General features: G+C 36.0%; 22 protein-coding genes. 2 read left to right on the top strand and 20 right to left on the bottom strand.

All coding sequences use genetic code 11. The annotated features are described in order from the left end of the window. Nucleotides 1-204: 204 nt before the first annotated feature. The 7 genes from AC3WSO_RS19870 to AC3WSO_RS19900 form a co-directional block, all read right to left on the bottom strand. Complete coding sequence (locus AC3WSO_RS19870) at nucleotides 205-558, bottom strand: YutD family protein (RefSeq protein WP_349661342.1); 354 nt, start codon at nucleotides 556-558, stop codon at nucleotides 205-207. Nucleotides 559-590: 32 nt separating this feature from the next. Continuing rightward, the gene (lipA, locus tag AC3WSO_RS19875; RefSeq protein ID WP_197143327.1) at nucleotides 591-1,514 is read right to left on the bottom strand and encodes a lipoyl synthase; all 924 of its coding nucleotides are present in this window, start codon (nucleotides 1,512-1,514) and stop codon (nucleotides 591-593) included. A 105-nt stretch (nucleotides 1,515-1,619) separates the two neighbouring features. Further along, nucleotides 1,620-2,324, bottom strand: a complete 705-nt coding sequence (yunB, locus tag AC3WSO_RS19880) for a sporulation protein YunB (protein WP_492533154.1) — start codon at nucleotides 2,322-2,324, stop codon at nucleotides 1,620-1,622. Nucleotides 2,325-2,447: 123 nt separating this feature from the next. After that, entirely contained in the window at nucleotides 2,448-3,557 is a 1,110-nt protein-coding gene (locus AC3WSO_RS19885) for an HD-GYP domain-containing protein (RefSeq protein WP_492533155.1), read from the bottom strand. A 38-nt stretch (nucleotides 3,558-3,595) separates the two neighbouring features. Next, a complete protein-coding gene (locus AC3WSO_RS19890; protein WP_492533156.1) occupies nucleotides 3,596-4,963 on the bottom strand; it encodes a bifunctional metallophosphatase/5'-nucleotidase in 1,368 nt (455 codons plus the stop codon). Nucleotides 4,964-5,072: 109 nt separating this feature from the next. Then, nucleotides 5,073-5,894: a sulfite exporter TauE/SafE family protein gene (locus AC3WSO_RS19895; protein ID WP_492533157.1), complete on the bottom strand. Its 822-nt coding sequence runs from the start codon at nucleotides 5,892-5,894 to the stop codon at nucleotides 5,073-5,075. Then, a complete protein-coding gene (locus AC3WSO_RS19900) occupies nucleotides 5,894-6,751 on the bottom strand; it encodes a DUF72 domain-containing protein (protein WP_492533159.1) in 858 nt (285 codons plus the stop codon). Before AC3WSO_RS19900 ends, AC3WSO_RS19895 begins: the two co-directional genes overlap by 1 nt. Nucleotides 6,752-7,223: 472 nt before the next feature. Here AC3WSO_RS19900 and AC3WSO_RS19905 point away from each other — a divergent pair, with 472 nt between their 5' ends. Next, nucleotides 7,224-8,048 carry a GNAT family N-acetyltransferase gene (locus AC3WSO_RS19905; protein ID WP_492534425.1) on the top strand — a complete coding sequence of 275 codons (825 nt, stop codon included), beginning with the start codon at nucleotides 7,224-7,226 and terminating at the stop codon, nucleotides 8,046-8,048. 66 nt (nucleotides 8,049-8,114) lie between these two features. Here the strand turns inward: AC3WSO_RS19905 and AC3WSO_RS19910 are convergent, their stop codons facing one another. The 8 genes from AC3WSO_RS19910 to sufC form a co-directional block, all read right to left on the bottom strand. Continuing rightward, complete coding sequence (locus AC3WSO_RS19910) at nucleotides 8,115-8,717, bottom strand: nitroreductase family protein (RefSeq protein ID WP_492533160.1); 603 nt, start codon at nucleotides 8,715-8,717, stop codon at nucleotides 8,115-8,117. 63 nt (nucleotides 8,718-8,780) lie between these two features. Beyond that, nucleotides 8,781-9,380, bottom strand: a complete 600-nt coding sequence (locus AC3WSO_RS19915; protein WP_492533161.1) for a DsbA family oxidoreductase — start codon at nucleotides 9,378-9,380, stop codon at nucleotides 8,781-8,783. A gap of 88 nt (nucleotides 9,381-9,468) precedes the next feature. Further along, complete coding sequence (locus tag AC3WSO_RS19920; protein ID WP_492534427.1) at nucleotides 9,469-9,906, bottom strand: Rrf2 family transcriptional regulator; 438 nt, start codon at nucleotides 9,904-9,906, stop codon at nucleotides 9,469-9,471. A 274-nt stretch (nucleotides 9,907-10,180) separates the two neighbouring features. Next, a complete protein-coding gene (gene sufB / locus AC3WSO_RS19925) occupies nucleotides 10,181-11,578 on the bottom strand; it encodes a Fe-S cluster assembly protein SufB (RefSeq protein WP_031417705.1) in 1,398 nt (465 codons plus the stop codon). A gap of 102 nt (nucleotides 11,579-11,680) precedes the next feature. Then, a complete protein-coding gene (sufU, locus tag AC3WSO_RS19930; protein WP_197143319.1) occupies nucleotides 11,681-12,109 on the bottom strand; it encodes a Fe-S cluster assembly sulfur transfer protein SufU in 429 nt (142 codons plus the stop codon). Next, nucleotides 12,099-13,328 carry a cysteine desulfurase gene (locus AC3WSO_RS19935; protein ID WP_079561482.1) on the bottom strand — a complete coding sequence of 410 codons (1,230 nt, stop codon included), beginning with the start codon at nucleotides 13,326-13,328 and terminating at the stop codon, nucleotides 12,099-12,101. The genes sufU and AC3WSO_RS19935 overlap by 11 nt, the downstream gene beginning before the upstream one ends. After that, the gene (gene sufD, locus AC3WSO_RS19940; protein ID WP_492533163.1) at nucleotides 13,328-14,635 is read right to left on the bottom strand and encodes a Fe-S cluster assembly protein SufD; all 1,308 of its coding nucleotides are present in this window, start codon (nucleotides 14,633-14,635) and stop codon (nucleotides 13,328-13,330) included. The genes AC3WSO_RS19935 and sufD overlap by 1 nt, the downstream gene beginning before the upstream one ends. An 18-nt stretch (nucleotides 14,636-14,653) precedes the next feature. Continuing rightward, nucleotides 14,654-15,433 carry a Fe-S cluster assembly ATPase SufC gene (gene sufC / locus AC3WSO_RS19945; protein WP_068985348.1) on the bottom strand — a complete coding sequence of 260 codons (780 nt, stop codon included), beginning with the start codon at nucleotides 15,431-15,433 and terminating at the stop codon, nucleotides 14,654-14,656. A 970-nt stretch (nucleotides 15,434-16,403) separates the two neighbouring features. Here sufC and gltC point away from each other — a divergent pair. Next, nucleotides 16,404-17,306 carry a glutamate biosynthesis transcriptional regulator GltC gene (gltC, locus tag AC3WSO_RS19950; RefSeq protein WP_492533164.1) on the top strand — a complete coding sequence of 301 codons (903 nt, stop codon included), beginning with the start codon at nucleotides 16,404-16,406 and terminating at the stop codon, nucleotides 17,304-17,306. 356 nt (nucleotides 17,307-17,662) lie between these two features. Here gltC and AC3WSO_RS19955 read toward each other — a convergent pair whose 3' ends face one another. The 5 genes from AC3WSO_RS19955 to AC3WSO_RS19975 are packed head-to-tail and all read right to left on the bottom strand — an operon-like array spanning nucleotide 17,663 to nucleotide 25,325. Next, nucleotides 17,663-18,757: a polysaccharide deacetylase family protein gene (locus tag AC3WSO_RS19955; protein WP_492533165.1), complete on the bottom strand. Its 1,095-nt coding sequence runs from the start codon at nucleotides 18,755-18,757 to the stop codon at nucleotides 17,663-17,665. 22 nt (nucleotides 18,758-18,779) lie between these two features. Further along, nucleotides 18,780-21,971 carry a hypothetical protein gene (locus AC3WSO_RS19960; protein ID WP_492533167.1) on the bottom strand — a complete coding sequence of 1,064 codons (3,192 nt, stop codon included), beginning with the start codon at nucleotides 21,969-21,971 and terminating at the stop codon, nucleotides 18,780-18,782. Beyond that, nucleotides 21,968-23,392: a glycosyltransferase family 2 protein gene (locus AC3WSO_RS19965; protein ID WP_492533168.1), complete on the bottom strand. Its 1,425-nt coding sequence runs from the start codon at nucleotides 23,390-23,392 to the stop codon at nucleotides 21,968-21,970. Before AC3WSO_RS19965 ends, AC3WSO_RS19960 begins: the two co-directional genes overlap by 4 nt. Further along, the gene (locus AC3WSO_RS19970; protein WP_492533170.1) at nucleotides 23,389-24,432 is read right to left on the bottom strand and encodes a HEAT repeat domain-containing protein; all 1,044 of its coding nucleotides are present in this window, start codon (nucleotides 24,430-24,432) and stop codon (nucleotides 23,389-23,391) included. Before AC3WSO_RS19970 ends, AC3WSO_RS19965 begins: the two co-directional genes overlap by 4 nt. 2 nt (nucleotides 24,433-24,434) lie before the next feature. Next, nucleotides 24,435-25,325 carry a response regulator gene (locus AC3WSO_RS19975; RefSeq protein WP_492533171.1) on the bottom strand — a complete coding sequence of 297 codons (891 nt, stop codon included), beginning with the start codon at nucleotides 25,323-25,325 and terminating at the stop codon, nucleotides 24,435-24,437. Between the last annotated feature and the right edge of the window lie 344 nt (nucleotides 25,326-25,669).

Genomic DNA, 25,669 nt, shown 5'->3' on the forward strand with positions numbered 1-25,669 from the left:
GCCTTCGTTCCTCTATTGCTAATCCCCAAGGAGTCGCCCAGTCGTAACGAAGATCAACTTATATCAATCTAAAGTGTCATTCCAACTTGGGTGAAAAGCCAAAAATAAAACAATTTATTGTATTTACTTTTATTATCACCATTTTTTAAAAACCTATCACTACAAAGTAAAAACCTGATGCAAATTGCATCAGGTTTTTAAAGTTTATTCTGCTATTTGTTCATTCTCAGCAAGCTTTGTCACTTGACTATCTTCACTTACTACAGCTACTGGCTGCTGAGTGGATTTGCCGGTTTTGCGCAAGACGAAATAGGCACAGCCAAAATTACAATACTCGTATAGGTAATCTTGTAGTGTACTAATCTTTGTATCGAAAGTGGCTTTCTGATTTTTATCATCAAAAAAGCCTTTTAAGCGCAATTGATTATAGCCCCAGTCGCCCACAATATAATCATATCTAGCTAAAATATCCGAGTATCGTTCCTTGAACACTTCCTCTTCGAAAGCTTCTCGGTAATCATTTATAAGCTCGTATTCATATCCTTCAATAGTAATCAAAGTGACACCACCTTCCATTTCAACATTTGTTTTTACAGTTCTGTTTGTAATTGACGTTCTTTTGTTGCTTCGTTTACTTGTTCATCAGCATGATAGCTACTACGTACAAGTGGGCCTGCTTCACAATGCTTAAATCCTTTTTCCATTGCGATTTTACGAAGTTTACCAAACTCTATTGGTGAATAATACTTTTTAACAGCTAAATGCTTTTTCGTCGGCTGTAAGTATTGACCAATTGTCATAATATCTACGTTAATTGCTCGTAAATCATCCATAACTTCTAGAATTTCTTCTTCTGTTTCACCTAAGCCTATCATTAAAGATGATTTTGTAGGGATGTCTGGCTGCATTTCTTTTGCCAAACGTAGAAACTCTAATGAGCGCTCATATTTTGCACGAGCACGTACTCTTGGCGTTAAGCGACGCACGGTTTCAATATTATGATTTAAAATATCTGGCTTCGCATCCATTAATAATTGAAGGTTCTCTTTCACGCCCCCTAAATCGGACGGTAACACTTCAACCGATGTAGCCGGACTTTTACGACGAATCGCACGCACGGTTTCAGCTAATACTTGCGCACCGCCATCCTTTAAATCATCACGCGCAACCATTGTTATAACAACGTGCTTCAAGTTCATAATAGCAACAGAATCTGCTACGCGTTCTGGCTCAGCTAAGTCTAATTCATTTGGTAAGCCCGTTTTAACAGCACAGAAACGGCAAGCACGTGTACAAACCGACCCAAGAATCATCATTGTTGCTGTACGGCGTTCACCCCAGCATTCATGAATATTAGGACAGCGTGCTTCCTCACATACAGTATGCAGATTTTTTTCTCGCATGAGCTTCTTTAGCCCTTTATATTCATCATTTGTGTTTAGTTTAATTTTTAACCAATCTGGTTTTCTTAAGTATTCTTCTTTGTCTTTACTTGTAGGTTTACAAGATGTCATACGGATATCGCCCCTATCAGAAATGTGCATTTTTTCTATTAACTATCTTCACTGTTGTCAATGTAACATAATATATGAACTCCAACAACTATCACAGCAACATTTCTATTCTTTAAAAGGCACTGGTATTTCAAGGGACGGCTGTGTTGCTGAATCACCACTTGAATAAACATTTGGCACTTGCCCCTTCGTTAAACCCATTGCCACCGGAATATCCTGAGAAACTGTAGCTGTTTTACTAGCAAAAGGGACAATAATTTGTACATTTACCTCTAAATGAATTCCTACCTGCACAAATGCACTATTAATACCATACTCCGTTATTGAAGAAGTAACTTCACTATGCACATTTCCAACTACGTGAAAGCGTACCGGAATTTTAGGTCCTAAATTCCCTAGTAAAGGGATATTGGCAGCCTGGCTAATAGGTACATAAAAAACGACTCCATTGCCTTCTTTTATCTTGTTAAAATCATATTCAACATTATCAAGATTTGGTAAGTTAGACAAGTCTCCTTCCTCAGCCTGCTCTAAATTCATTTTTACTTGCTTTACCGTTTCGGCACGAACTCGATTAATTACTTCAGTATTAATTTTCAAATCAGAGTTGTTGCCAGGGGATACTTCTACAAGAACATCATTAATATCTAAAACATTTGATGTGGCATTACTTACAACATAGGATGCAATCTTATTCGTTTGTATTTCGGCATATTCTAAATAGGTCGGCATAAGCCGTTCATTCAGAAAATAAATAAATAAAAAAATACTAACAATAACGCTTACAATTAAAAGGGGTATACGATTCAAGCGTTTATTTCCCCTTTTTCTATAATTACCATACTGACTATATGATCGTAATTTCATCCTTTTTCGAGGGAAAAACAAAAAAAATCTCCTCCTGTTCCATAACGTATGAACAGGAGAAGATTTTTATTCGATTTTCGATGGGACAACGTAATCCGCTTCAACACTTTCAATGATTACGGTTGGGTGGTCCACTAAATTAATTTCATATGTAGCTGCTAATATTTGATTTTGCTCCTCAAAAATACGAATCAACGGCATTGCTGGATCCAACGTATTTTGCCTTGATACAATACCTCGACGGCCATCCGATAATTTTAAAATAACACCGTTTGGATAATGGACCACAGACTTTTTCAATGCATTGACAACACGTGCATCGTATATAGTTCCAGAGCCTGCTTCTACAATTGCTAGGCCCTGAGAAGGTAGCATTTTTTCACGATATACACGGCTTGTCGTCACTGCATCAAAGACGTCAGCTACACCAATAATTTTTGCAAACGGATGGATTTCAAAATCAACTAAGCCCCGTGGATAGCCACTCCCATCAATCCTTTCGTGATGTTGGAAGGCACAATGTGCAACAATCAAAGATATGGTATGTAAATTACGTAACAAATCAAATCCATATCGAGTATGCTGCTTCATCGTTTCAAACTCGTCAAACGTTAGGCGCCCAGGTTTTGTCAAAATCTCTTTTGGTACCATAAGCTTCCCTATGTCATGTAACAAAGCGCCAATTCCAATTATACGTAAGTCCTCGGCTGAGTAACCAAGCTCTTTAGCAATCGCTATCGAATAAAGAGTGACTTGAAAGGAGTGTTGATATAAATATTCATCAAACAAATACGCATCTGTTAGTATTGTTAAAATTTCATCATTGCCACTAACTACCGATAGTAACTCATCTACAATTGAGAGAATTGCCTTTGATTGTTGGTCAAGCACATAAGAGGCATTTACTGGACTTAAACCATCGATTGATTGGAAAGAATTTTTAATGATTGAAATCGTTTTATTTCGAACAACAGTTGGGACTGTTTCCTCTACTTCAATACCCTCAGAAATTTTATCGTCAATATACAAATAATGTGTATTTAATTGTTGAAGTCTTTGTATGATACGTTCATTAATGACAACATCTTTTTTTAAAAGAGGGTGTCCCGCCTCGTTCCAAATGGTTCTTGCTAAGACCATTCCTTCTTTTAATACATCGATTGAAATTAACCGCATGACCTTTTCCCCAATCCATTCTAAAAGCGTTTTATCTGTTAGTGCTTAAAGAATCTTTGCCCATAATCTATCATAATATTTCGTAAAAATTCTGGTAGAATATATTTTTTCTTAGCATATTTAAAGCTTGGATAAAAATAACCAAACGTAAATAAATCAAGTGTGACTAATTTATATATTCGTTCGTTATCTGCAAGCTTCCCATTGATCAGTAATTGGCGATCTTCATTCATTGAAAAGCCATACGTTAACATCTTCCCAAAGATTACGCCCCTAAACCCTAATCCTTTTAGCTCAATATAAGGCCATTCTTCATTTTTAGATTGCTGGAAAATTTCTTTCATTTCAGCAACCGATAATTCAATCGTACATAAATTTATAGGATGTGGGAAAATTCTATGCAAATCAAGTGCCGTCACTGTTCCCTTAGGTAAACCATCTAAAAAAATACCCGCGTTAAATAACGCACAATCCGCTCCACTTTTCTCTAAAATAGCCCGCGCGAACAAGTCGGATAATTGCGAATAATGGAACCATTCTTTGTTGTACGATTTTTTCGTAGTGAATACTGGCTTATCGAGTAATCGTTTGCCCTCATCTTCTAAAAACTGTACGATTTCAAGTTCATTTTTAACCGTAGGCAAATCTTTATTATGAATTAAGAAATCCTTTTTTTCAACAATTTTCCTCATTCTTTTGTCATATTCTAACACAAGATGGCCCGTATATTGACCAAATTTCCCCCCACCAGTTAATAAAACGCCATTAACCAGCTTGCCATTCGGGAGAACATGATGTGTATGTGAGCCGAATATAACATCTATTTCTGGACATTCCTCAGCTAAAAGCTCATCCTCTGTTATCCCTAAATGCGACAAACAGACTATAATATCTACTTCTTTACGAAGCTGATAGGCTAAGTGAATAAGTGAGTTTCGCGCCTCTTCAATCTCCCAGTTTAATTCCTTATAATAAATTTCAAACATAGCCGTGGCTGCAATAACTGCAACCTTTGTGCCATAAGCAGTTGTTAATACAACATACGGCTTCATCCACGCTGGATTTGTTCCATGTGAAGCATTTACATTAGCGACTACTACGTCAAAAGCTGCTCCATCATATAAATGATACAGCTCCTCATGGGACAATGTTATACCTTCATTATTACCGATTGTCACAACATCGTAGCCCGCTTCATTTAATAACTTCACATTGCCCTTACCAACTGTTGCTTCTGTATAGATATTTGAACGATCTAAATGATCGCCGACATCAAATAAATAGCTTGTCTCTCCCATGTTTGTAAGCATAGTACGCATTTCTTTCACATGACTTTGCATTCGTGGCCAATATTTAAAATGACTATGCAAATCATTCGTATGAAAAATATGAATTTTTTCCAGCAATTAAGCCACCTCTTCTTTAAAATAGCTTCTATGTCTGTAGAATCTATCAAAGTCACCTATACTCTTCGGACCTTAACGTCACTGTAAAATCGATTTATAGAAATCAACATTACACTAATCCTTCGATAATAGAACGAATTCCTAATAATAATAAAATAACTCGTAGTACTACTACAAGCGTATCTGATTTAATTCTTTTATTTAATGCTGCCCCTAGCTTTGCACCAATATAAGCTCCTGGAATAACAGGAATCGTATAAAGCCAAGGCACATTTCCTAAATAAATATGACTCGCTGAATTAACAAGCGACGATAAAAATACTAGAAACATCGATGTTGCTACTGCTACATGCGGTGGGAATAAAAATAAAATAATCATGGCAGGCACAATCATCGAGCCTCCGCCGATACCAAATAACCCTGAGGCAAAGCCAATACAAAATGTTAATGCAATAGCAAACCAAATTGGATATCCATATACATAAGTATTTCCTTCTTGATCCTCGAACTCTCGTTGCATACCGTTTTTTACAAACCATTCTACTGGTTTCAATTTATCACGTACAAGTAATATCGTCGCTAAAATAATAAGTAAAATACCAAAATATAAATTAAATGATGGTAAATCTAGCCCCTTATTTACCCATGCGCCCAGCATTGTGCCCGGAATACTCCCTATAAAAAAAATCCAACCACTTTTGTAATCTACTGTTTTAGCTTTCATATAACTTAGTGTAGAAGCAAGTCCCGTGAAAATCATCATGACAACAGATAATCCAACTACTTTTTGAGGGGTGATATCTGGAATCATCCCTAGATTTAACCCAACGAATAATGTCGCTGGAACTAAGATAACTCCTCCGCCAAGCCCAACCAACGCGCCAATTATCCCAGATAATAATGCAATAATAACTAAAAGAAAAAATTCCATTATAGTTCCCCTTCAAACATGTTCAATTGTTTAGGCGCTAATCCTACATCACTAATCGCTAAAATTCCTTGTAACTCTTTTGCATTTTTAGCGGCATGAAGCCCTGAGTTATTATTAAATAATACATATAGGTCCTGCACTTCTGATTGGAGATGTTTTATATGCTGCCCTATCTGCTGTAACTCTTCCCTATTATAATCATATAAAAAGCGAACTTTCCGCCAGTTTTCGGCATTCCCATTATTGCGCCATCCATGAATGTTACGTCCATGAATGCGTACAAGTGCCTTTGTCGCAGTAACCGTAGGATAAAATGGTACTGAGCCTACGCCAGCCTGTGGTTCATCACAAATTGTATGAATGAATCGATGCTCTCGTAAAAAATCCATTGTTTGCTGCACTACATTGTCCGCATACCATGTTCGATTGCGAAACTCAATAGCTATGTCAAAACTTTTAAGCTGCTGCCTAATATACAATAAATATTGTACATTTTTAGTCTGACAATCAAACCATGGTGGGAATTGTGCTAGTACCATGGCTAGCTTCCCATGACGTTTAAATTCATTGGCACATTCGATAAAGGCATTAAACATGTCATTCTTTGATTCAAACGGTATGTCGCCACGTAAATGACCAGTCATTCCTTGATAAAGCTTCACAACAAAACGGAAATTTTCGGGTGTATCCTCACACCATTTCCGAACATTCTCTTTAGAAGGTATGGCATAAAAAGAGGTATCTACCTCTACCGTTAAAAAATGACCTGTATAATCGAATAATTTATCCTTTGAGGCAGTCACTCCACTATAAAGCGAAGGATGATCACCCCAACCAGTTAATCCAACTATAATCATGTGACTCCCTCCTTCATGTATATTTATCATAGCATACACCTTCTAATTAAACGTATCGTAAAAAATCATAGCTCGTAAATAAGGTAAATATGAATATTACCACACTTTACCTATACAATAAAATATAGGATTATCAGCAAAACGTAGGGTTGATTTCCGTTCCGGCTGGGCGCTTGGTTGTTGCTGTCGCTACGCTTTCGCACAGAGCAGAGCTTCCTGGAGGCGTCCGATGAGCCGCTTCACCCGCAAGGCTCGCTCCAGGGTCCCGGGCCATCAGGATGTTTGGTCGCGAATGCGTTATCACAGGACGTGATGCTCTTAGCCTTCGTTCCTCTATATCGCTGATCCCCGAGGAGTCCCAGCCTCCACTCCAATCAACCTATACGCATAATATAAGCTTTTATAAAGTTCATTCTAAATTTTTGCGGTGAGTCAAAATAATGAAATTAAACATGAAAGGGACTTGATTGTGATGATTACTGAATTACAGAAAAATGAATTTTACAAGTGTAAAGAGCTATTAAATGAGCAAAGTCAATTAGAAGTAAAAGCAGTCGTAGAGGGAGTGAATCCTGGACGAATATTTGTGGATCAAATCGATTCACCACAATCAGCACTTATTTGGTTAGGAAACAATGATGGATTTCTCTTTATAGGAAATGAAGAAAATGAACAATTTAATAATCAAATTAACAACTTTATTGATCAGGTAATTGTACCAGAAGCGAAAAAAGTGGGATTGCATTACTTTGAAGGAATTGTTGATCATAAAAAGTGGAATCAAACGATCGAAAATATATTTAAACATCGGGAACTTGGTAGTTGGAAGCAAAGAGTATATAAACTTTATAAAGAAAACTATAAAGCTCATAATGAGCCAGATATTAAAGATGGCTATACTATTTTAAAAATCGATAACGCTCTGTTTGAAGATAACATAATTAAAAACACCGCATTTTTACAATTTAAAATATTATCGTGTTGGTCTTCAGTTGAATGTTTCTTGAATAAAGGGATTGGATACTGTGCCGTTTACGATCACCACATTGTTAGTCTTTGTTTTTCAGGCTTTGTCGTTGAGAATATCCTCTGTATTGACATTGAAACATTAGATGCTCACCAAGGGAATAAATTAGCCCAAAAGTTAGCTCATAATTTTGTAAAAGATTGTTTAACGAAAAGTTCTGTTCCATATTGGGACTGTATGGACTCAAACAAGCCATCCATCGCTGTAGCAGAAAATATAGGTTTTTCCAATGTTTTTAACTATGTAGGATACGAATTTTCATTTAACTAATATGTAAAAACCCCGTTAAGTGAACCGTGTCCACTTAACGGGGCTTCATTCGTAGTTAGATGTTAATTAATAAAACTTCACTACATCTTCAAAAGGTAAAGAAGTTTTTTCTCCTGGTTGTTCATTTGGTTCACCAAATGGCATTTGAGCTACAAGACTCCATTCTGCAGGAATATTCCAAGTTTGTTTAACTTCCTCGTCAATAATCGGATTATAGTGCTGGATAGATGCGCCAATTCCTTCAGTAGTTAAAGACATCCATGTTGCGTATTGTAACATTGCATTTCCTTGATGTGACCAGAATGGGAATTGCTCTTTATAAGAAGGAGCGTTTTCTTGCATTTGTTTGATTGTTGCTTGGTCTTCAAAGAACAAAATTGTTCCTACACCATCTTCAAAGCCTTGTAAGCGTCCTTCAGTCGCTGCAAAATTTTCTGCTGGCACACATGCACGTAATGTTTCTTTGACAATGTCCCAAAACTTTTCGTGTTCATTATCCATTAAAACTACTACACGTCCACTTTGCATATTAAATGAAGACGGTGCATGTACACTAATTTTTAATAGCTCTTCAATTTTTTCTTTTGTAATTGCTGTGTTCTTTTTCACCTTACGGATTGAACGACGATTAATAATTGCTTCTTTTAAATTAGTTGTTGTTACTGACATTTGTATTTCCTCCAAATTTTCATAAGATATTTTATATACAACTGTTTAAATCATTTACATAACCTACTTTTTTAATTGCTGATCGATCACTTGTGCTAGTCTTTCTTTACTAGCTAATCCTTGAATCACTTCATCACCAATAATAAGTGTAGGAACGGCAGTAATATTCGCCTCTTCATAAGCATGCTTTAAAGCGTCCTGATGAGCTTCACGATATTTACCTGAAAGTAAAGCTTCTTTGAATTCTAATTTAGGCAGACCTACCTCATTCGCTAATTGAGTTAACACTTCTACATCCTCAATATTTTGTTCCTCTTGGAAAAACGCTGTGAAAATTCTATGATGAAATTCATTTCCTTTTGCATGCACCTTAGCAAATTGATATCCTTCAAAAGCTAAATTTGTATAAGGATGTGGAGATACACGTGGTAATCGCATATTGATTCCAAGATTTTTGGCTGTAGGGAGAATATAGGAATCCCATGAACCTAATTTAGCGGGCTCTTTCCAAGGGTCAATTTTCGGATATGGTTCAGGTCTTAATTCAAATGGCATCCACTCTATTTCAATATTCTTTTCTTTTGCAATTTCATCTAATGGCCCTTTCCCTAAAAAACAGAAAGGACAAATAAAATCTGAATATGCTTTTATTTTAAGAGTCACCCACTTAAACCTCCTTTTCTCTTTTTAGTTGTAACCATTTAAGTTACAACTCGATCAAATAAATAATGCATTCAGTGAAGGAATGCATTTATTGCGATTGTTGAATCTCATGGATTAAAGATGTAATTACTTGCTCCATAGTAATATTGGCTAATACTTGCTCCATAGCTTCTTGTGCTTGCACTAAAATTATCTCTAACACAGCCTGTATATTGGCACCTATAGGACAATCAGGGTTTGGGTTTTCATGTAAATGAAATAACTGATCTTCTTCTACAACTTCTACTGAACGAAAAACCTCTAGCAAAGTGATAGCATCTAGATCTTTGACCAAAGAAGCTCCACCTGTTCCCCGGCGCACTTGCACTATACCTGCCTTTTTAAGATAGGACAATATTTTCCTAATTACTACCGGATTTGTATTTACGCTTTCCGCCATAAATTCCGACGTGCAAATGGTCGATGAATTTCGCTCGATGATTGATAAAATATGAACAGCGATTGTAAAACGACTGCTTATTTTAATCTTCATCACCTCCACCTGTAACCATTATAGTTACAACGTAAAAATAAGTCAACTATTTTATAAAAAATATAAAAATTCGCCCTCGATTGCTAATTTGATAATTCACAAATCCGCTGAGCTGTTGAATAAAAGGCTCAAACTCTATATTGTCGTCTTGATCCATCAGAACGACATATCCAAGCAAAGCTCTATCCGTCGCTATAGCTCTTCTAATTTTTCAAAGGTGAAATAAAAAAAACCGCCACAAACATTATTGTGACGGGTTTTAAAAGTTTTATCCGATTGAACCTTCCATCTCGAACTTGATTAGGCGGTTCATTTCTACTGCATATTCCATTGGTAATTCTTTTGTGAATGGCTCGATGAAGCCCATTACGATCATTTCTGTCGCTTCTTCTTCAGAAATACCACGAGACATTAAGTAGAATAATTGTTCCTCTGATACTTTTGAAACTTTCGCTTCATGCTCTAAAGAAACATTATCATTTAAGATTTCGTTGTATGGAATTGTATCTGAAGTAGATTGGTTGTCCATGATTAACGTATCACATTCGATGTTAGCACGTGCACCACTTGCTTTAGGGCCGAAACGAACTTGACCCATATATGTTACCTTACCACCTTGTTTAGCAATCGATTTAGAAACGATTGTTGAAGATGTGTTTGGTGCCATATGAATCATTTTCGCACCTGCGTGTTGGTGTTGACCTTTACCTGCTAATGCGATTGATAATGTCATACCACGAGCGCCTTCACCTTTAAGGATACAAGCTGGGTACTTCATTGTTAACTTAGAACCGATGTTACCGTCGATCCATTCCATTGTACCGTTTTCTTCAACAACTGTACGTTTTGTTACTAGGTTGTAAACGTTGTTTGCCCAGTTTTGAATAGTTGTATAACGGCAGTATGCATCTTTACGTACAACAATTTCTACTACTGCTGAGTGTAAAGAGTTTGTTGTGTAAACAGGAGCTGTACAACCTTCAACGTAGTGTACGTGAGCGCCTTCATCTACAATAATTAACGTACGTTCGAATTGACCCATGTTTTCAGAGTTAATACGGAAGTAAGCTTGTAATGGCGTTTCCACTTTTACACCTGGTGGTACATAGATGAATGATCCACCTGACCAAACTGCTGAGTTTAGTGCAGCAAATTTGTTGTCAGTGTAAGGAATCACTTTGCCCCAGTATTGTTTGAAAATATCTTCGTTTTCACGTAAAGCTGAGTCAGTATCTTTGAACACAATACCAAGATCTTCAAGGTCTTGTTTCATGTTGTGATAAACAACCTCAGATTCGTACTGAGCAGATACACCTGCAAGGTATTTTTGCTCTGCTTCTGGAATACCTAATTTATCAAAAGTAGCTTTAATTTCATCAGGTACTTCATCCCAAGATTTTTGGGTAGCTTCTGATGGTTTTACGTAATACGTAATTTCATCAAAATCTAAATCTCCTAGGTCGCCACCCCATTGCGGCATTGGTTTTGTATAGAAAGTTTCAAGTGCTTTTAAGCGGTACTCAAGCATCCACTCTGGCTCTTGTTTCATATTAGAAATTTCACGGACGATTTCTTCAGTTAAACCACGTTTCGAACGGAAAATTGATACGTCCTTGTCATGGAATCCGTATTTGTAATCGCCAATATCAGGCATTTTTTTAGCCATCTTTTCTCCTCCGTTCATAAATAATTGTTATTTTTTTAATGCTCAATAACCTTATTTCAAGTGAAAGCACAAATAATGCTTTCACTTGAAATTAAGATTTATTTATTCCTTTACACCTTTTTCCATCGCTTTCCAAGCTAATGTTGCACATTTAATACGCGCAGGGAATTGAGAAACACCTTGTAGTGCCTCAACATCCTCAAGGTCATATTTATCGCTATAGTCTTCACCCATCATCATTTTAGAAAAAATATCAGCAAGCTCTAATGCTTCCTCAATTTTTTTACCTTTGATGAGCTGCGTCATCATGGAAGCAGAAGACATCGAAATTGAACAGCCTTCACCGTCAAACTTCGCATCCTCGACAATACCGTCAGTCACTTTTAGCGTTAAGTGAATACGGTCTCCACAAGTCGGGTTGTTCATATCAATCGTTACAGCATCGTTTTCTATAGATCCTTTATTACGAGGATTTTTATAGTGATCCATAATGACTGAACGATATAGTTGATCTAAATTATTAAAAGACATCGCCAAAATACTCCTTCGCAGAACGTAACCCTGCCACTAGGCGGTCAATATCTTCTTCTGTGTTATACAGGTAGAAGCTTGCACGCGCTGTCGCTACTTGTTGAAGACATTTCATTAGTGGCTGTGCGCAATGATGTCCTGCACGAACAGCAATACCGCTCATATCAAGAACCGTTGCCACATCATGTGGATGTACATCGTCTAGGTTAAACGTTACAAGGCCACAACGCTTCATCGGGTCACGTGGTCCAAAAATTTTAAGTCCGTCAATTGTTTCAAGCTGATCCATCGCGTAGCCTGCAAGCTTATGCTCGTGCTCCGCAATTTTATCTAACCCAATTTCAGTTAAGAAATCAATAGCAGCTCCTAAACCTATTGCACCTGCAATAATAGGAGTTCCGCCTTCAAATTTCCACGGTAATTCTTTCCACGTCGACTCATGAAGTCCAACAAAGTCAATCATTTCGCCACCAAATTCAATTGGCTCCATCTTTTCAAGGTGTTCTTTTTTACCATATAGTACACCTATTCCAGTTGGTCCGCACATTTTATGACCTGAGAACCCTAAGAAATCTACATCCAAATCCTGTACATCGATTTTCATATGTGGTGCTGCTTGTGCAGCATCCGCTACCATTACCGCACCGTTAGCATGCGCAATTTGAGCGATTTCTTTAATTGGATTAATCGTTCCAAGGACGTTTGACGCCATTGACACCGACACAATCTTTGTTTTAGGTGTAATTGTCGCACGAACTTTTTCTAGATTAAGTGTGCCATCTGCTTCAAGCTCAATATATTTCAGTGTCGCATTTTTTTCCTTTGCAAGCTGTTGCCAAGGAATAATATTGGAATGGTGCTCCATGTGGGTAATGACAATTTCATCACCATCAGCCACATTAGCACGACCATAACTTGCTGCTACGGTATTTAAGGCAGTTGTAGTACCGCGAGTAAAAATAATTTCTTGTGTTGAAGTAGCATTAATAAAATTACGAACTTTTTCACGTGCGCCCTCATACTTGTCAGTAGCACGATTACCTAATGTATGCACACCACGGTGAACATTGGAATTATCGAATTCATAATAATGCTTCATCGCTTCAATTACTTGAATAGGTTTTTGAGAAGTTGCTGCGCTATCAAGGTAAACAAGTTTATGACCGTTTACTTCCTGATTTAAAATCGGGAAATAGCTTTTAATGTCTTTATTCATCATTAGCGAACTTTCCTTTCAATAACCTCCGTCAGTTGCTTTTGAACGCCTTCGATTGGTAATTGCGTAACAACTGGCGCAAGGAATCCATGGATAACAAGGCGCTCTGCCTCTGCTTTCGAGATACCACGACTCATTAAGTAGTAAAGTTGTAGTGGATCAACTCGGCCAACAGATGCTGCGTGTCCTGCTGTTACATCGTCTTCATCGATTAATAGAATTGGGTTTGCATCGCCACGAGCTTTTTCAGAAAGCATTAACACACGTGATTCTTGTTGTGCATCCGCTTTTGTCGCACCGTGTTCGATGTAGCCAATACCGTTAAAGATTGATTGTGCCGCATCTTTCATTACACCATGTTTTAAGATATGACCATTTGAGTTCTTACCCCAGTGACGAACTTCAGTAGTGAAGTTAAGTTTTTGTTCACCGCGACCAACAACGACTGTTTTTGTATCAGCATTAGAACCGTCACCGATTAGATGTGTAATGTTTTCAGAAATAGTATCTGAGTCATTCATTAAGCCAAGTGCCCAATCTACTTTCGCATCACGAGCTAGACGTCCACGACGATTTACATAAGTAGTATATCCTTTCGCAAGTACATCAACCGCACCGTAAGTAACTTGTGCATTGTCTTGAACTACTACTTCTGCAATAATATTTGCTTGACCTTTTGCTTCTTCAACTGTTGAAATATATGTTTCAACATATGTTACAGCTGAATTTGCTTCAGCTACAACTAACACGTGGTTATATAATGAAGCTTCTGCGTTATCGTTTAAGAAGATTACTTGAAGTGGCTGTTCAATAATTACATTTTTCGGTACATATACGAATACACCACCGTTAACAAGTGCCGCATGAAGCGCAGTTAATTTATGCTCATCAACTTTTACAGCTTCTGTCATGAAGTACTTTTTAACCAGATCACCGTGTTCACGAACCGCCGTTAAGATATCTGTAAAGATAACACCTTTATCAGCTAGTTCTTGTGATGTTTTAATGAAAGCTGGTGTATTATTGCGTTGAACATAAAGGTTTTCTTGTGCTTCAAGATCAATTAAACCTTTTGCTTCTTCTGGTAAAGCATCAAGTGAAGAAAAACTTTCACTGTCTACTATATGAGTTGGGAAATTTAAGAAATCCCATTTTGTAATATTTGTTCTGTCTGGTTTTGGCATATCTAAACCAGTTGCTTTGTCTAGTGCTGCCGCGCGAAGCTCAGTAAACCAAGCCGGTTCTCCCTTTGCTTCTGAGAACGAGCGCACGGCCTGTACTGTTACAGGCAAGTTAAGTTCCACTGTCATGCTAGTTCGTCCTCCCTCTTATGCTTCTTGTTCTTCTGTTTCTTCTTCGATACCTAATTCTTTTTTAATCCAGTCATAGCCTTCCGCTTCTAAACGTTGTGCTAACTCTTCGCCACCTGATTTAACAACACGGCCTTGCATCATTACGTGTACATGGTCTGGTGTAATGTAGTTAAGTAGACGTTGGTAGTGAGTGATCATTAAGCAGCCGAAGCCTTCTCCACGCATTGCATTGATTCCTTTTGAAACAACTTTAAGCGCGTCAATATCAAGACCAGAGTCAATTTCATCTAAAATTGCGAAAGTTGGTTTAATCATCATTAATTGAAGAATCTCGTTACGTTTTTTCTCACCGCCAGAGAAACCTTCATTTAAATAACGTTGTGCCATATCTTCATTCATTTCAAGGAATTCCATGTTTTTATCTAATTCACGGATAAATTTCATTAGAGAAATTTCATCGCCCTCTTCACGACGTGCATTGATAGCTGAACGTAAGAAATCAGCATTTGTTACCCCTGCGATTTCAGAAGGATATTGCATAGCTAGGAATAAACCTGCTTGAGCACGCTCGTCCACTTCCATTTCAAGTACATTTTCGCCATCAAGTTCAACTGTACCAGAAGTTACTTCATATTTAGGGTGACCCATAATTGCAGAAGCTAGTGTTGATTTACCAGTTCCGTTTGGTCCCATGATTGCATGAATTTCATTTGTATTGATCGTAAGATTTACGCCTTTTAAAATCTCTTTCCCGTCGATTTCAACGTGAAGATCTTTAATAACTAAAGTTGACATAAAATACCTCCATAGTGTGTTCAGTGAATGGTGAACCATCCCTTAATTATCATCATTCTAATCTTAACTGAAAATCGTTCTCTATGCAAACCATTTCAATCACTTTCACTTTTCTTTGAAACAATCCTTAAAAACAAAGAGTTCGTAAGCATTTTCAAAATGTTGCTAATCGTCATTGACAATGAGAATCGACTCCCCTTATTTTCAATAAAATAAACCTAATTGAGAATCGATTTCATCTAGCTACATAGTGGAAACCCCTTAGAAATCGCTAATTGTAGCGGTTTTGTGACAGAAATGTATAAAGAACAGTACCAATACTATAACCTTTTTTATTAGAATAGAATCAAATAAGGGAAAGAAATTTCTAGAGTTCTAGTTCGTAAAAAAAGATTTTTGATCATAACGTGGGGGATGATTTCCGTTCCCGCTGGGGGCTTCCGATGAGCCGCTTCGCTTCACTCCAAGGACTCGGTTCAACAGATGTTTTTTTGCGCGAAAGCGTAGTGCTAACGAAGCAGCAGCAGAGGGTTTTGTCTGTGCGACAGCGTAGCGACAGCTATGTGTTTTGTCTGTGCGAAAGCGTAGCGACAGCTATGTGTTTTGTCTGTGCGACAGCGTAGCGACAGCAACAACAGCACCGATGTTGGTCACGAAGGCGTTATCACAGGATGTGATGCTTTTAGCCTTCGTTCCTCTATTGCTGATCCCCGAGAAGTCGCCCAGCCTCCACTCCAATCAGCCTATTCATATAACATACTTTTCAGCTATCATCCTAAACTTTGATGATAGCCAATGACTCTTCTTCATTTTTTCTTTTCTTCTTGAGCTCCAATGAAGTTTCTGAGCATCTCCTTCTATATAAAGCTTACTAGCTACCATTTGTTTATTTACGGTCACTTTCATCTTAAATAGTATATAATTGAAGAATAATCAATCGTATTTTTCGATTAATAGAGGTGAATATCTAGTGGAGTTACGTCAATTACGATATTTTGTTGAAGTTGCAGAACGCGAACACATATCAGAGGCTGCCGAACATCTTCATGTTGCTCAATCTGCAATAAGCCGACAAATTGCTAATTTAGAAGATGAATTAGGCACACCACTTTTTGAACGTGTAGGACGCAATGTTAAATTAACACCGATTGGAAAAACATTTCTCGAGCACACCATTACTGCTTTAAAAGCCATTGATTTTGCAGCAAAGCAAGTTGAAGAATATTTAGATCCTGCTAAAGGAACGATTAAAATCGGCTTTCCAACAAGCTTAGCTAGCTATGTATTGCCAACTGTTATTTCTGCCTTTAAGCGTGAATATCCAGATTTGCAATTCCAACTCCGTCAAGGTTCTTATCGTTTTTTGATCGACGCAGTCAAAAACCGCGAGTTAAATTTAGCTTTTTTAGGTCCACTTCCACCAAAGGACGAAACAATTCGTTCAACCATATTATTTACTGAAAATATCGCTGCATTACTGCCAGTAAAACATCCATTAGCCAAAAAAGAAAGTATACAACTTGCTGATTTACGTAATGATTTATTTGTATTATTCCCTGATGGCTATATTTTACATAAAGTAGCTATGGATGCCTGTCGCGCTGCCGGCTTCTTGCCAAACGTCATCTCTGAGGGCGAAGACTTAGATGCACTAAAAGGTCTTGTCGCTGCGGGCATTGGGGTTAGCTTATTACCAGAAAGCTCCCTATATGATTCAGCTGCTCGCTTCACAGTAAAGGTACCGATTAAATCACCTACAATTCCAAGAACAGTCGGTATTATTTCACCTGTAAACCGCGAAATTGCTCCATCAGAAAAAATATTTTTAGACTTCGTTACCAATTTCTTTTCACGACTTTCTCAATTCCAATGAAAAAAATCGCCGTATGTGGCGATTTTTTTGTGGGTTAGATGATTCTTTCCGTCGTTCTGGCGATTTTATCCGTCGCTTTGATGTTTCTATCCACGACTTTGGCCAGTCTATCCGTCACTTTGACGTTTCTATCCACGACTTTGACTGTCCCATCGGTCACTCCAAAGTCCTTATCTTCCATAGGTTTTACGCGCCATTTTCTTTGTGCTTCTCTGACACGAGAATGGCAAACACCCATAACGGTTAGATAGTGAGTTTGTGCTTAGCAAAAAACTTCATTCGTTACATTAAAGTTGTATGCTAGACTCAAATAACCAAAACATTAACTGTTGCTGATTTGTGGATTCCGCTTTGTTTTATTTAGTAAGCTGTAATCCTTCCTTTGTATTCACTGGTAAAATAGAATCTTTACCTAGACCATTAATATATTTCATAATCTGTTCTAAAATTTCTGGAGTTGTTTCATACTCTTCCAATCGGTATTCTGTAATACCGTGCAACATAATAATGACCCAAGATTTCTCAGCAACCGCTTTATCAATCCATTTTTTCACATCAGAAAATTCTGTTGTATTGGTAATAGCATAGGATTTTAGCCAGTAAGGATCATAATTATTAGGTGAATTAGTTACTCTACCAAATCCACGAATACCATCGAAATATTGCATAGCAATTTCCCGTATTTCTTCATTATAATCAGAATAAGGAATTGCAACCGTTGAAACTACACCTTCACCTAGTAAAGACTCGATGGTATCTATGCTTTCAGCAAATTCATAATGAATCTCATCCACCGATTTTTCAGTTAAAAATGGATGACTTTGTGTATGAGATGCAATTTCTAAACCTAGATCATGTGCAACCCATACTTGAGATGGTATCATATAAACCTCTTCATCTAAGAACAATTTATCACCGATAATATTAAAAGTTCCCGGCATATTATATTTCGAATGAAGTGGTAGTGCTTTATCATACCAATTTCGATAGCCATCGTCATAGGATAGGGTTACAAGTGCCTGTCCATGATAATCAGAATTATTTAACGGCGTGATTTTTTTAAGATCTTCGATTGCAAAATTGGTAGTAAAAATCAACTTGAAACTATTTTTTAAAAGTTTTGATTTATTATTTTCAATATCAGTTTGGACACTTAAAGTATATGTCGTATAGTTATCGTATGATTTTTCAGGTTTTACTTTGACTTTATTTTTATTAATCTCAAATGTAATCGGAAAATCATTTCCTGCTTCATCTTTAATCGTAATTGACGAGTTAGTAATCGATGCTTTATTAATCGGATGGTTAAATGTAATCGTCCATTCCTTATTTAAATCTGTAATTTCTTTGTGCTTTATAAAAGATTTCGCTTTCGTTATAGTAATACCATTAGTGCATAAAAGCACAAATGGTATCGCTACTATAATGATAAGCTTTTTCCACTGAATCAATCTTTCTTTCTCCTTTCAACCACTATTCAAACCTCTTAAATGTTTCTTGTATAATTTCATAGGATTTTTTTAACCGTTCTTCAGTTTTAGGCATACTCCAATTATCCCATGTAAAACTATGCAATGGATTAAGTACACCTTTTTCAATCTCTGGCAATGAAGACACAACCTCATGCTTATCATTAAGAAACAATGCACCTATATTTATTTTATCTACAAAAACTGATGTTTCTCCGTTTTCTTTATAAAAATCCCCTATAAATTCTTTATGACTAGGATCCTTTGATTGAAGAAGTAACCAAGGAATACGTAATTCTATAGTTCCGTTGTCGCTCCAATTATAATCGACAAGAGAATTATAATCCTTTGCCTTCGGATTACCATTTCCCTCTATTAATTTTCCTGTTTCATATGCTGAAAAAGGTACAGTTATATTCTGTTCTGGCAAGTATAGTTCTTTATTTAAAGCATAGAAAATCGGACTGAACGTAGTGTTCTTTTGCATAACATTTGAAGAAGGGATGTCGATAAGCTTTAATTCATTTCCATATAAATAAGAATAGAAATCATAATAAGGATCGATAACAATACGCGACTCCTTATTCTTATTAAGCTCGACAACAAACTCAATGCCATTTTTGAACGTTACTCCTTTCAAATCTGATTTCAATGTTTTTCCTTGATTCGGAATAACATCTAATAGAATTTGAGTAGAAGATGTTTTATTGAGTAAATCTCCATTTAATTGGAAGTACAAGTATCTTTCATCATAATCAATACTCATTGAAGTTTTGTTTTTTTGTTGTTCATATAAGAGAGGAGCTCTCCATTCTGATATATCTCCGTCAACCTGTACCTTATGACGATCAAAGCTTAGTAAACCAAATTGTTGTTCATTTGTTTGAGCATTAGACCAATAAGGGCGTTGGTTTGGATTATCGTAATCCATCGTATTCCAAGTACGTTTAAACCACTCATCTTGCCAAGTAAATACTAATCCACCAAGTAAATCCTCTGCCATAATATCCTCGAACAGATGGGTTAATATTTCACCTTGTTCCTGCTCTGATACAAATCCCTGAGTCCAGCCATATGGATTATCATGGGTTAAACCACGTGAACCAGGGATTCCAAACTCAGCGATTAATATCGGCATACGATGTGCAGCATGTAATTCTGCTAAATAGGCTGCATAACTATTTTTTTCTCCACGGTGATCCACATACGACAAGTATTCTTGGTCGTAGTTAAAGAAATCTGGATAGTATGGATACACATGGTACGATGCAAATTGACCTGTTTGTTTCGCTAACCCTTTTGTATAAATAACATTCGGATTAACACTTGCAATATCTTCATCTTTATTCGGCTCAGATGGATGATCTAATAAATCTGTTGTAACCCAGTTTGTAAAGCTCATAGGGTGCATCCAGCCATAATTATTTTGTTCATATTGTGTAATATAATCCATTTGTTCTGCAACCCAATGTTCAAATGGGGAAGCATCTTTTGTTTCGAAATAAACACCATTATACTGTCCAATAGTAGCATGCTTTTCATTTGTTCCGTTTACCATAAGAGGGTACCATTCGATACCTATAACCCAACCAATTATATACTGAGAAACATCCGTATCATAATAACCAGATGCATGCCCTACTACGTGCTCTACATATTTATTACCGTGAATAACATCCACAAGGGTTTTCATTTCTGCTCGGAAATTCTCAAGTGTTGCAGGATCATAAGCATCTAAAGTTTTCTCTAAACCTTCTTCTTCAATCCACACTCCATGTAGTACATATAAAGGATTTTTTGCTTTTTCATTATATCTTTTTAAAGCTCTATAAAAGCCAGGTGGATGTAACGTATAGACTCGGATTGTATTGGCATTCATTTTACCAATCTGCTGGAACCAATGATAGTATTCATCCTCCGTAATGGCCGCCTCTCCAGGGAAATAACCTGGTTTCCCCATCCCCATATTAACGCCTTTGAGGGTGATAGCTTCCCACTTTCCATTTTTAAAAATTTCAAATGTTTGATCATTAATACGTGCATTATAACCTAAATTATTTATTGCTGAACTTTCAGTTTTCTGCTCAACTTCTTTTTTCTCGAATTCTTCCAAAATAGATTTCATCATCGGCACATATGCTGACCAATAAAAAGCATCATCCGAAAAATTTTGTAAAACTTTATAGACTGATGCCAGCCCTTTCATCTTATAGAAATATGGTACTTTATTAATATCATTAAAATCGCCTGCAAAATAATATTTTGTAGTATTTTTATGTTCACCGGAAACAACTGCTGCGAATGAAAGAGGGACATCATGTTCATTTAATAATTTTTCACCTTCCTCAGTTAAGCTCCACTCATAATTCGCTAAAACATCTTGCTCATTTTTTGCGGTAACAACATCAAACCAGTAGTCATATCGTGGGTTCGATGAAACACCTAAGGACTCCTGTCCTATTTTAGTGAAGTTAAGAAAAATACCTTCTTTATCAATATGTTTATTTAACTCTAAAACAAAAACCTCATCTGTAAAGTCATTCACTAATATGAAGCCCCCACCTTCATATTTCCAATTATCCTTAAATTTATCAACAACCCATTGTGGAATTTCATTATTTTTTTTATAGTCTAATTCTTCGAAATAGCGACCAATCCAACCGGACCAATCTATTTTCAAATAATCTAGCACTTGCTCTCGCACCTCAGGAGACGTTGGTGATGCAATAGAGTTAAATTCTGCAATGAATAAACTTTTTTCGTCACTAGTTAAACGTTTCATCATAGCATCCCATTCTTGCGACTCTAATCCACCAACAATTTTCTTTGTGCGTGCCCCCAATCTTTCTTGTTTCGGGTTAAGATCATCTTCATAGACACCATACGTATCTGCTAAATAGATTACATCATAATCTTTGTAATCCTTTGGCATTTGAGAAGTAGACACACTGTTATTTTGTTTATCAGGAATTGTCCCAAAGTAATCCTTTGATTCATCATATTGACCTTCTTTATGTTCATACTTCAAATAATTTAATAGCCAACTTATCCCTAAATGCTCTCGATATGATTCATCCTTCACTGTCTTATCAATGATCGCAACATTCAGTTGTTTATTGGGCGACATAAACCAAAGGGCTATTGGTATCACTATAAGTAATAACACTACTATAATTCCCAAATAAATACGCTTCATATCGATTCTTGCTCCTTGCTTGAAATACCTTTACGATCCATTTTGCCCCACTCTCGTCTTCTTACTAAAAAGTTCAAAAGACCCTCACAGCGCCAAATGAGTGTAATAGGACGATACCAGAAAATTTCTGTAAAACTTAGTAACATCATACGTATTAAATCAGCAACCTTGAACGTTTTATTTTTGCTCCATGCTTCAAATAACACAGCCATAATTGAAAATACAACACCATAAAGTACAAATGATAAAAGTAGTAAAATAGCTATCTCATAGTAGATATCACCTAAGAAAAAAGCAAAAACAATATAAATATAGCCACCAAGTTCAACAATTGGCCCTAAGCCTTCAATGAGCCAAAAATACGGAAAGGATAATAACCCAATACCGCCATATTTCGGATTAAAAGTCATTGTTTTATGATTCCATAAACTTTCTAATAATCCTTGATGCCATCTTCTTCTTTGTCTCCTTAAAACGGCCATCGTTTCCGGTGCCTCTGTCCAACAAACAGGGTTCTCTACAAATTCAATACGTTTATTTTCTTTCTTTTTACGGATATATCGATGTAGTTTTACTACGAGCTCCATATCTTCACCGATCATACTTTTAGTATAGCCACCTGCTTCTACTACCCATTTTTTCGAAAATACACTAAATGCACCTGAAATAATTAAAACTAAGTTAAATTTACTTAGCGTAATTCGTCCTATTAAAAAAGCTCTAAAGTATTCAATAATTTGCATAGTAACTAAATAATTTTTAGACAAGTTTGTTTCTAATATGGAACCAAGGTGCATATTCATTCCATTGGCAATTTGAACATTCCCACCCGCTGCAATTACCTCACCATCAGATAAGGCAATGGGTTTCATTAAACGTAATAAAGATGTACTCTCCAGAATTGAATCTCCATCAACAGAGCAAAAATAAGGATAGCTTGCAACATTAATGCCTACATTCAAAGCATCTGCCTTTCCACCATTCACTTTCTCTACCAAAAAACAATTTGGATGAATTTGTGATTGATAGATTTGAATAATGGAATCTGTTGGGATTTCCATCTTTATTATTTTTTCAATTTTTCTCATTTGAAAATGCTCAATAACTAGTTCTTGAGTACAATCAGTAGAACCATCATTGACAATGATTATTTCAAATTCAGGATAGTGTAGACTAAGTAGAGAATGAATACTATCCACAATACCTACTTCTTCATTATAAGCGGGTATGATTACAGACACTGGCTTAGAATAGAACGCATCAATATACGTATCATCCATTTCAGTTTGATCAAGCCTATATTCTTTTCGTAGCTTTAAAAGGGCAAACACAAACATAAGCCCATACGTTACTATAACTAGTAGCATATAAATTATGATTACCCCACCAAAAAACCACATTAAATAGTCAAGTATAATCATACTGCACGCATCCTTTTTTCTAATACTTCATTAGCCATATCAATTGCATATTGGTCATTTGTTGTTGCAATGAATTCTTTTAATCTCTGATAACCTCTTGGATCTTCAATTATCGTGCTTGCTGCTTTTGATCGTACCCACCAATTACTATCCTGTAACAATTTTTCTAAATGCTCGGCAGTATATGTTAAAGGTGCATACTTAAATAATTTTGCGACCATTAATCTTTCTTCCCATATTGTCGAATCGACAAATGGAATATACATCTCTAAATCTCGAATAACCCCAATTCTTTCAAGTCCTTTAAGAGTACGAATTCGAATTTCAGTATCCTCATTTGCTAATAATTCTTCAAGCCCATCTATAACATCCATACTTCCTTTTGCTGCAATTGTATCAATTAATGCATATTGTGCTGCTTGTTGTAAAATTTCTATCTTTTCCATAAGTCGTTGGAGCATTTCTACTTCTAAATATGAAAACAACTTTTTATATCCACTTTCTGAAAAAGAATAATTACATAGCAATATTTCTTGTATAAATTTTTCTTTTTCAAGAATAGAATATATTTTTAACAGCTGAAATAACTCTATAGAACGTTTGTAATTAATTGATACTTCGCAAGCACTGATAAGCTCTTTTATATGGAAATCAGCAATACGGTACATTGCATTCATTTTCTTACTCCAATTTCTGGATTTTAGCTCATTTTTGTAATATTCCTTTAAATTCATCTGTGCAAAAGAATAGATTTTTTGTTGGATAATTGGATTAGATATATTTCTTAAATACGATAAAAATATATGTTCTACCGCTAAAATTTGAATTTTACTTTTCGGAATTAGCGTATCAGTAAATCGGCCGTCCTCTAAAATGTACTCCTGCCAAAGTATTTTTGTTTTTTGTATATACTTTTCCATCTCATACTTTTTTCTCTCTTCGTTCCTTCTTTGATAGATTAAATACATCATAGCTACACCACAAAATAGGAAGAGAATAGCGATAATAGAAAGTAATAATTGAATAGATAATTCAATCATAATCATAACCTCGCAAATGTTCGCTTTAATTGTGCTTGAAATAAATTTAAATCAAATGGCTTAATTAAATACTGATCAACGCCACTTTCATATGCGTAGATCATATCTCGCAGAGACTTTCTATTGGTCATCATATAAATAATAAATTTCTTTTGATTAGCCATTTTCCTTAATGTGTGCAAGACATTAAGACCATTTTCACGTGGCAAAATATCATTCATAATGACGATATGCGTATGTCCAGATAAATACCAATCTGACTGTAAAAATTCATGTCCATCTGAAAAAACTTTTGTTTCTAATTGAAAGTGATCTACTATCATTTTCTGAACTGTTAATTCTAATACTTCACCAAAAATAACGTTTTCCTCTAAAATACTTACTTTCACTCTTTCAATTGGTTGCGAATTATAACTCGTCACTACTTCAATTTCCCAAGGTTCTGATAGTTGACTAAGAACTTCAAACTGTTTAGCTATTAAATCGTCAAACATTACTTGATCATTTTTAACCTCTACAATAATTCCCTGTAATGTAAAAGCTGAATCTGAAGGGAAGTTCTCATTTTTTACAAGTTGAAAAATTCGATTTAAAAATGCTTTCCCTTCTTCCTCACCATTTTGTGGCAACAAAATTCCCCATCGTAAACTTCCCTCTAACCTAAAAAGCATATCGGTATTCCGAACCTTGGATACAAGAAAATGAGCAATTTGTTCTTCTACAGCTTCAATCAAGTTATTTTGATAGGAATCAGATACAGTTGCCTTTAAAAATATAACTGTCAATTCCATATGTGACCGAATAATATTTGCCTTTAACACATCAAAAAGAGGTATAATATTAATAACCTTCAAAATATTTACTTTTTGTACCGTTTTAGATAAAGTGTTCATTACTACGCTCCTCTTACATGTTTTCTATATGATTTTTTATTGCACTGTGGAACTATCCTAAGTAATAAGTTTTATTTCATCTAATTTCCTTCTATATTTAGTCTGCACACTGATTCCTTTACTGTTTATATCAAAAGGAACATATTCCACAAAAAATTGACGATTTTTTAAACCTCTAATTCATAAGAGAAACCGCTTATAAGAATATAACAGTTCAAACTGAACAAATTCTAAACAAATGAAAGATTCGAGAAATTACATTCGGATAAAAAAATCTGCCGCTTTCCTCAAATGAGCCAAGGAAACTTTGCAGATTCTCTTCTATTATTAAATTCTTTACAAAT

It is taken from the genome of Lysinibacillus sp. EB106-09-02-XG168 (assembly GCF_058791475.1).

Bases quoted from the DNA above. Each gene is read 5' to 3' on its own strand.
- AC3WSO_RS19885 (WP_492533155.1), bottom strand. From the start codon at position 3,557: ATGCGGTTAATTTCAATCGATGTATTAAAAGAAGGAATGGTCTTAGCA.
- sufC (WP_068985348.1), bottom strand. From the start codon at position 15,433: ATGTCAACTTTAGTTATTAAAGATCTTCACGTTGAAATCGACGGGAAA.
- AC3WSO_RS19975 (WP_492533171.1), bottom strand. From the start codon at position 25,325: ATGAACACTTTATCTAAAACGGTACAAAAAGTAAATATTTTGAAGGTT.
- AC3WSO_RS19910 (WP_492533160.1), bottom strand. From the start codon at position 8,717: ATGTCAGTAACAACAACTAATTTAAAAGAAGCAATTATTAATCGTCGT.
- AC3WSO_RS19965 (WP_492533168.1), bottom strand. From the start codon at position 23,392: ATGATTATACTTGACTATTTAATGTGGTTTTTTGGTGGGGTAATCATA.
- sufB (WP_031417705.1), bottom strand. From the start codon at position 11,578: ATGGCTAAAAAAATGCCTGATATTGGCGATTACAAATACGGATTCCAT.
- AC3WSO_RS19970 (WP_492533170.1), bottom strand. From the start codon at position 24,432: ATGATTGAATTATCTATTCAATTATTACTTTCTATTATCGCTATTCTC.
- sufD (WP_492533163.1), bottom strand. From the start codon at position 14,635: ATGACAGTGGAACTTAACTTGCCTGTAACAGTACAGGCCGTGCGCTCG.
- AC3WSO_RS19905 (WP_492534425.1), top strand. From the start codon at position 7,224: ATGATTACTGAATTACAGAAAAATGAATTTTACAAGTGTAAAGAGCTA.
- lipA (WP_197143327.1), bottom strand. From the start codon at position 1,514: ATGACATCTTGTAAACCTACAAGTAAAGACAAAGAAGAATACTTAAGA.
- AC3WSO_RS19960 (WP_492533167.1), bottom strand. From the start codon at position 21,971: ATGAAGCGTATTTATTTGGGAATTATAGTAGTGTTATTACTTATAGTG.
- AC3WSO_RS19900 (WP_492533159.1), bottom strand. From the start codon at position 6,751: ATGATTATAGTTGGATTAACTGGTTGGGGTGATCATCCTTCGCTTTAT.
- sufU (WP_197143319.1), bottom strand. From the start codon at position 12,109: ATGTCTTTTAATAATTTAGATCAACTATATCGTTCAGTCATTATGGAT.
- AC3WSO_RS19935 (WP_079561482.1), bottom strand. From the start codon at position 13,328: ATGATGAATAAAGACATTAAAAGCTATTTCCCGATTTTAAATCAGGAA.
- AC3WSO_RS19895 (WP_492533157.1), bottom strand. From the start codon at position 5,894: ATGGAATTTTTTCTTTTAGTTATTATTGCATTATTATCTGGGATAATT.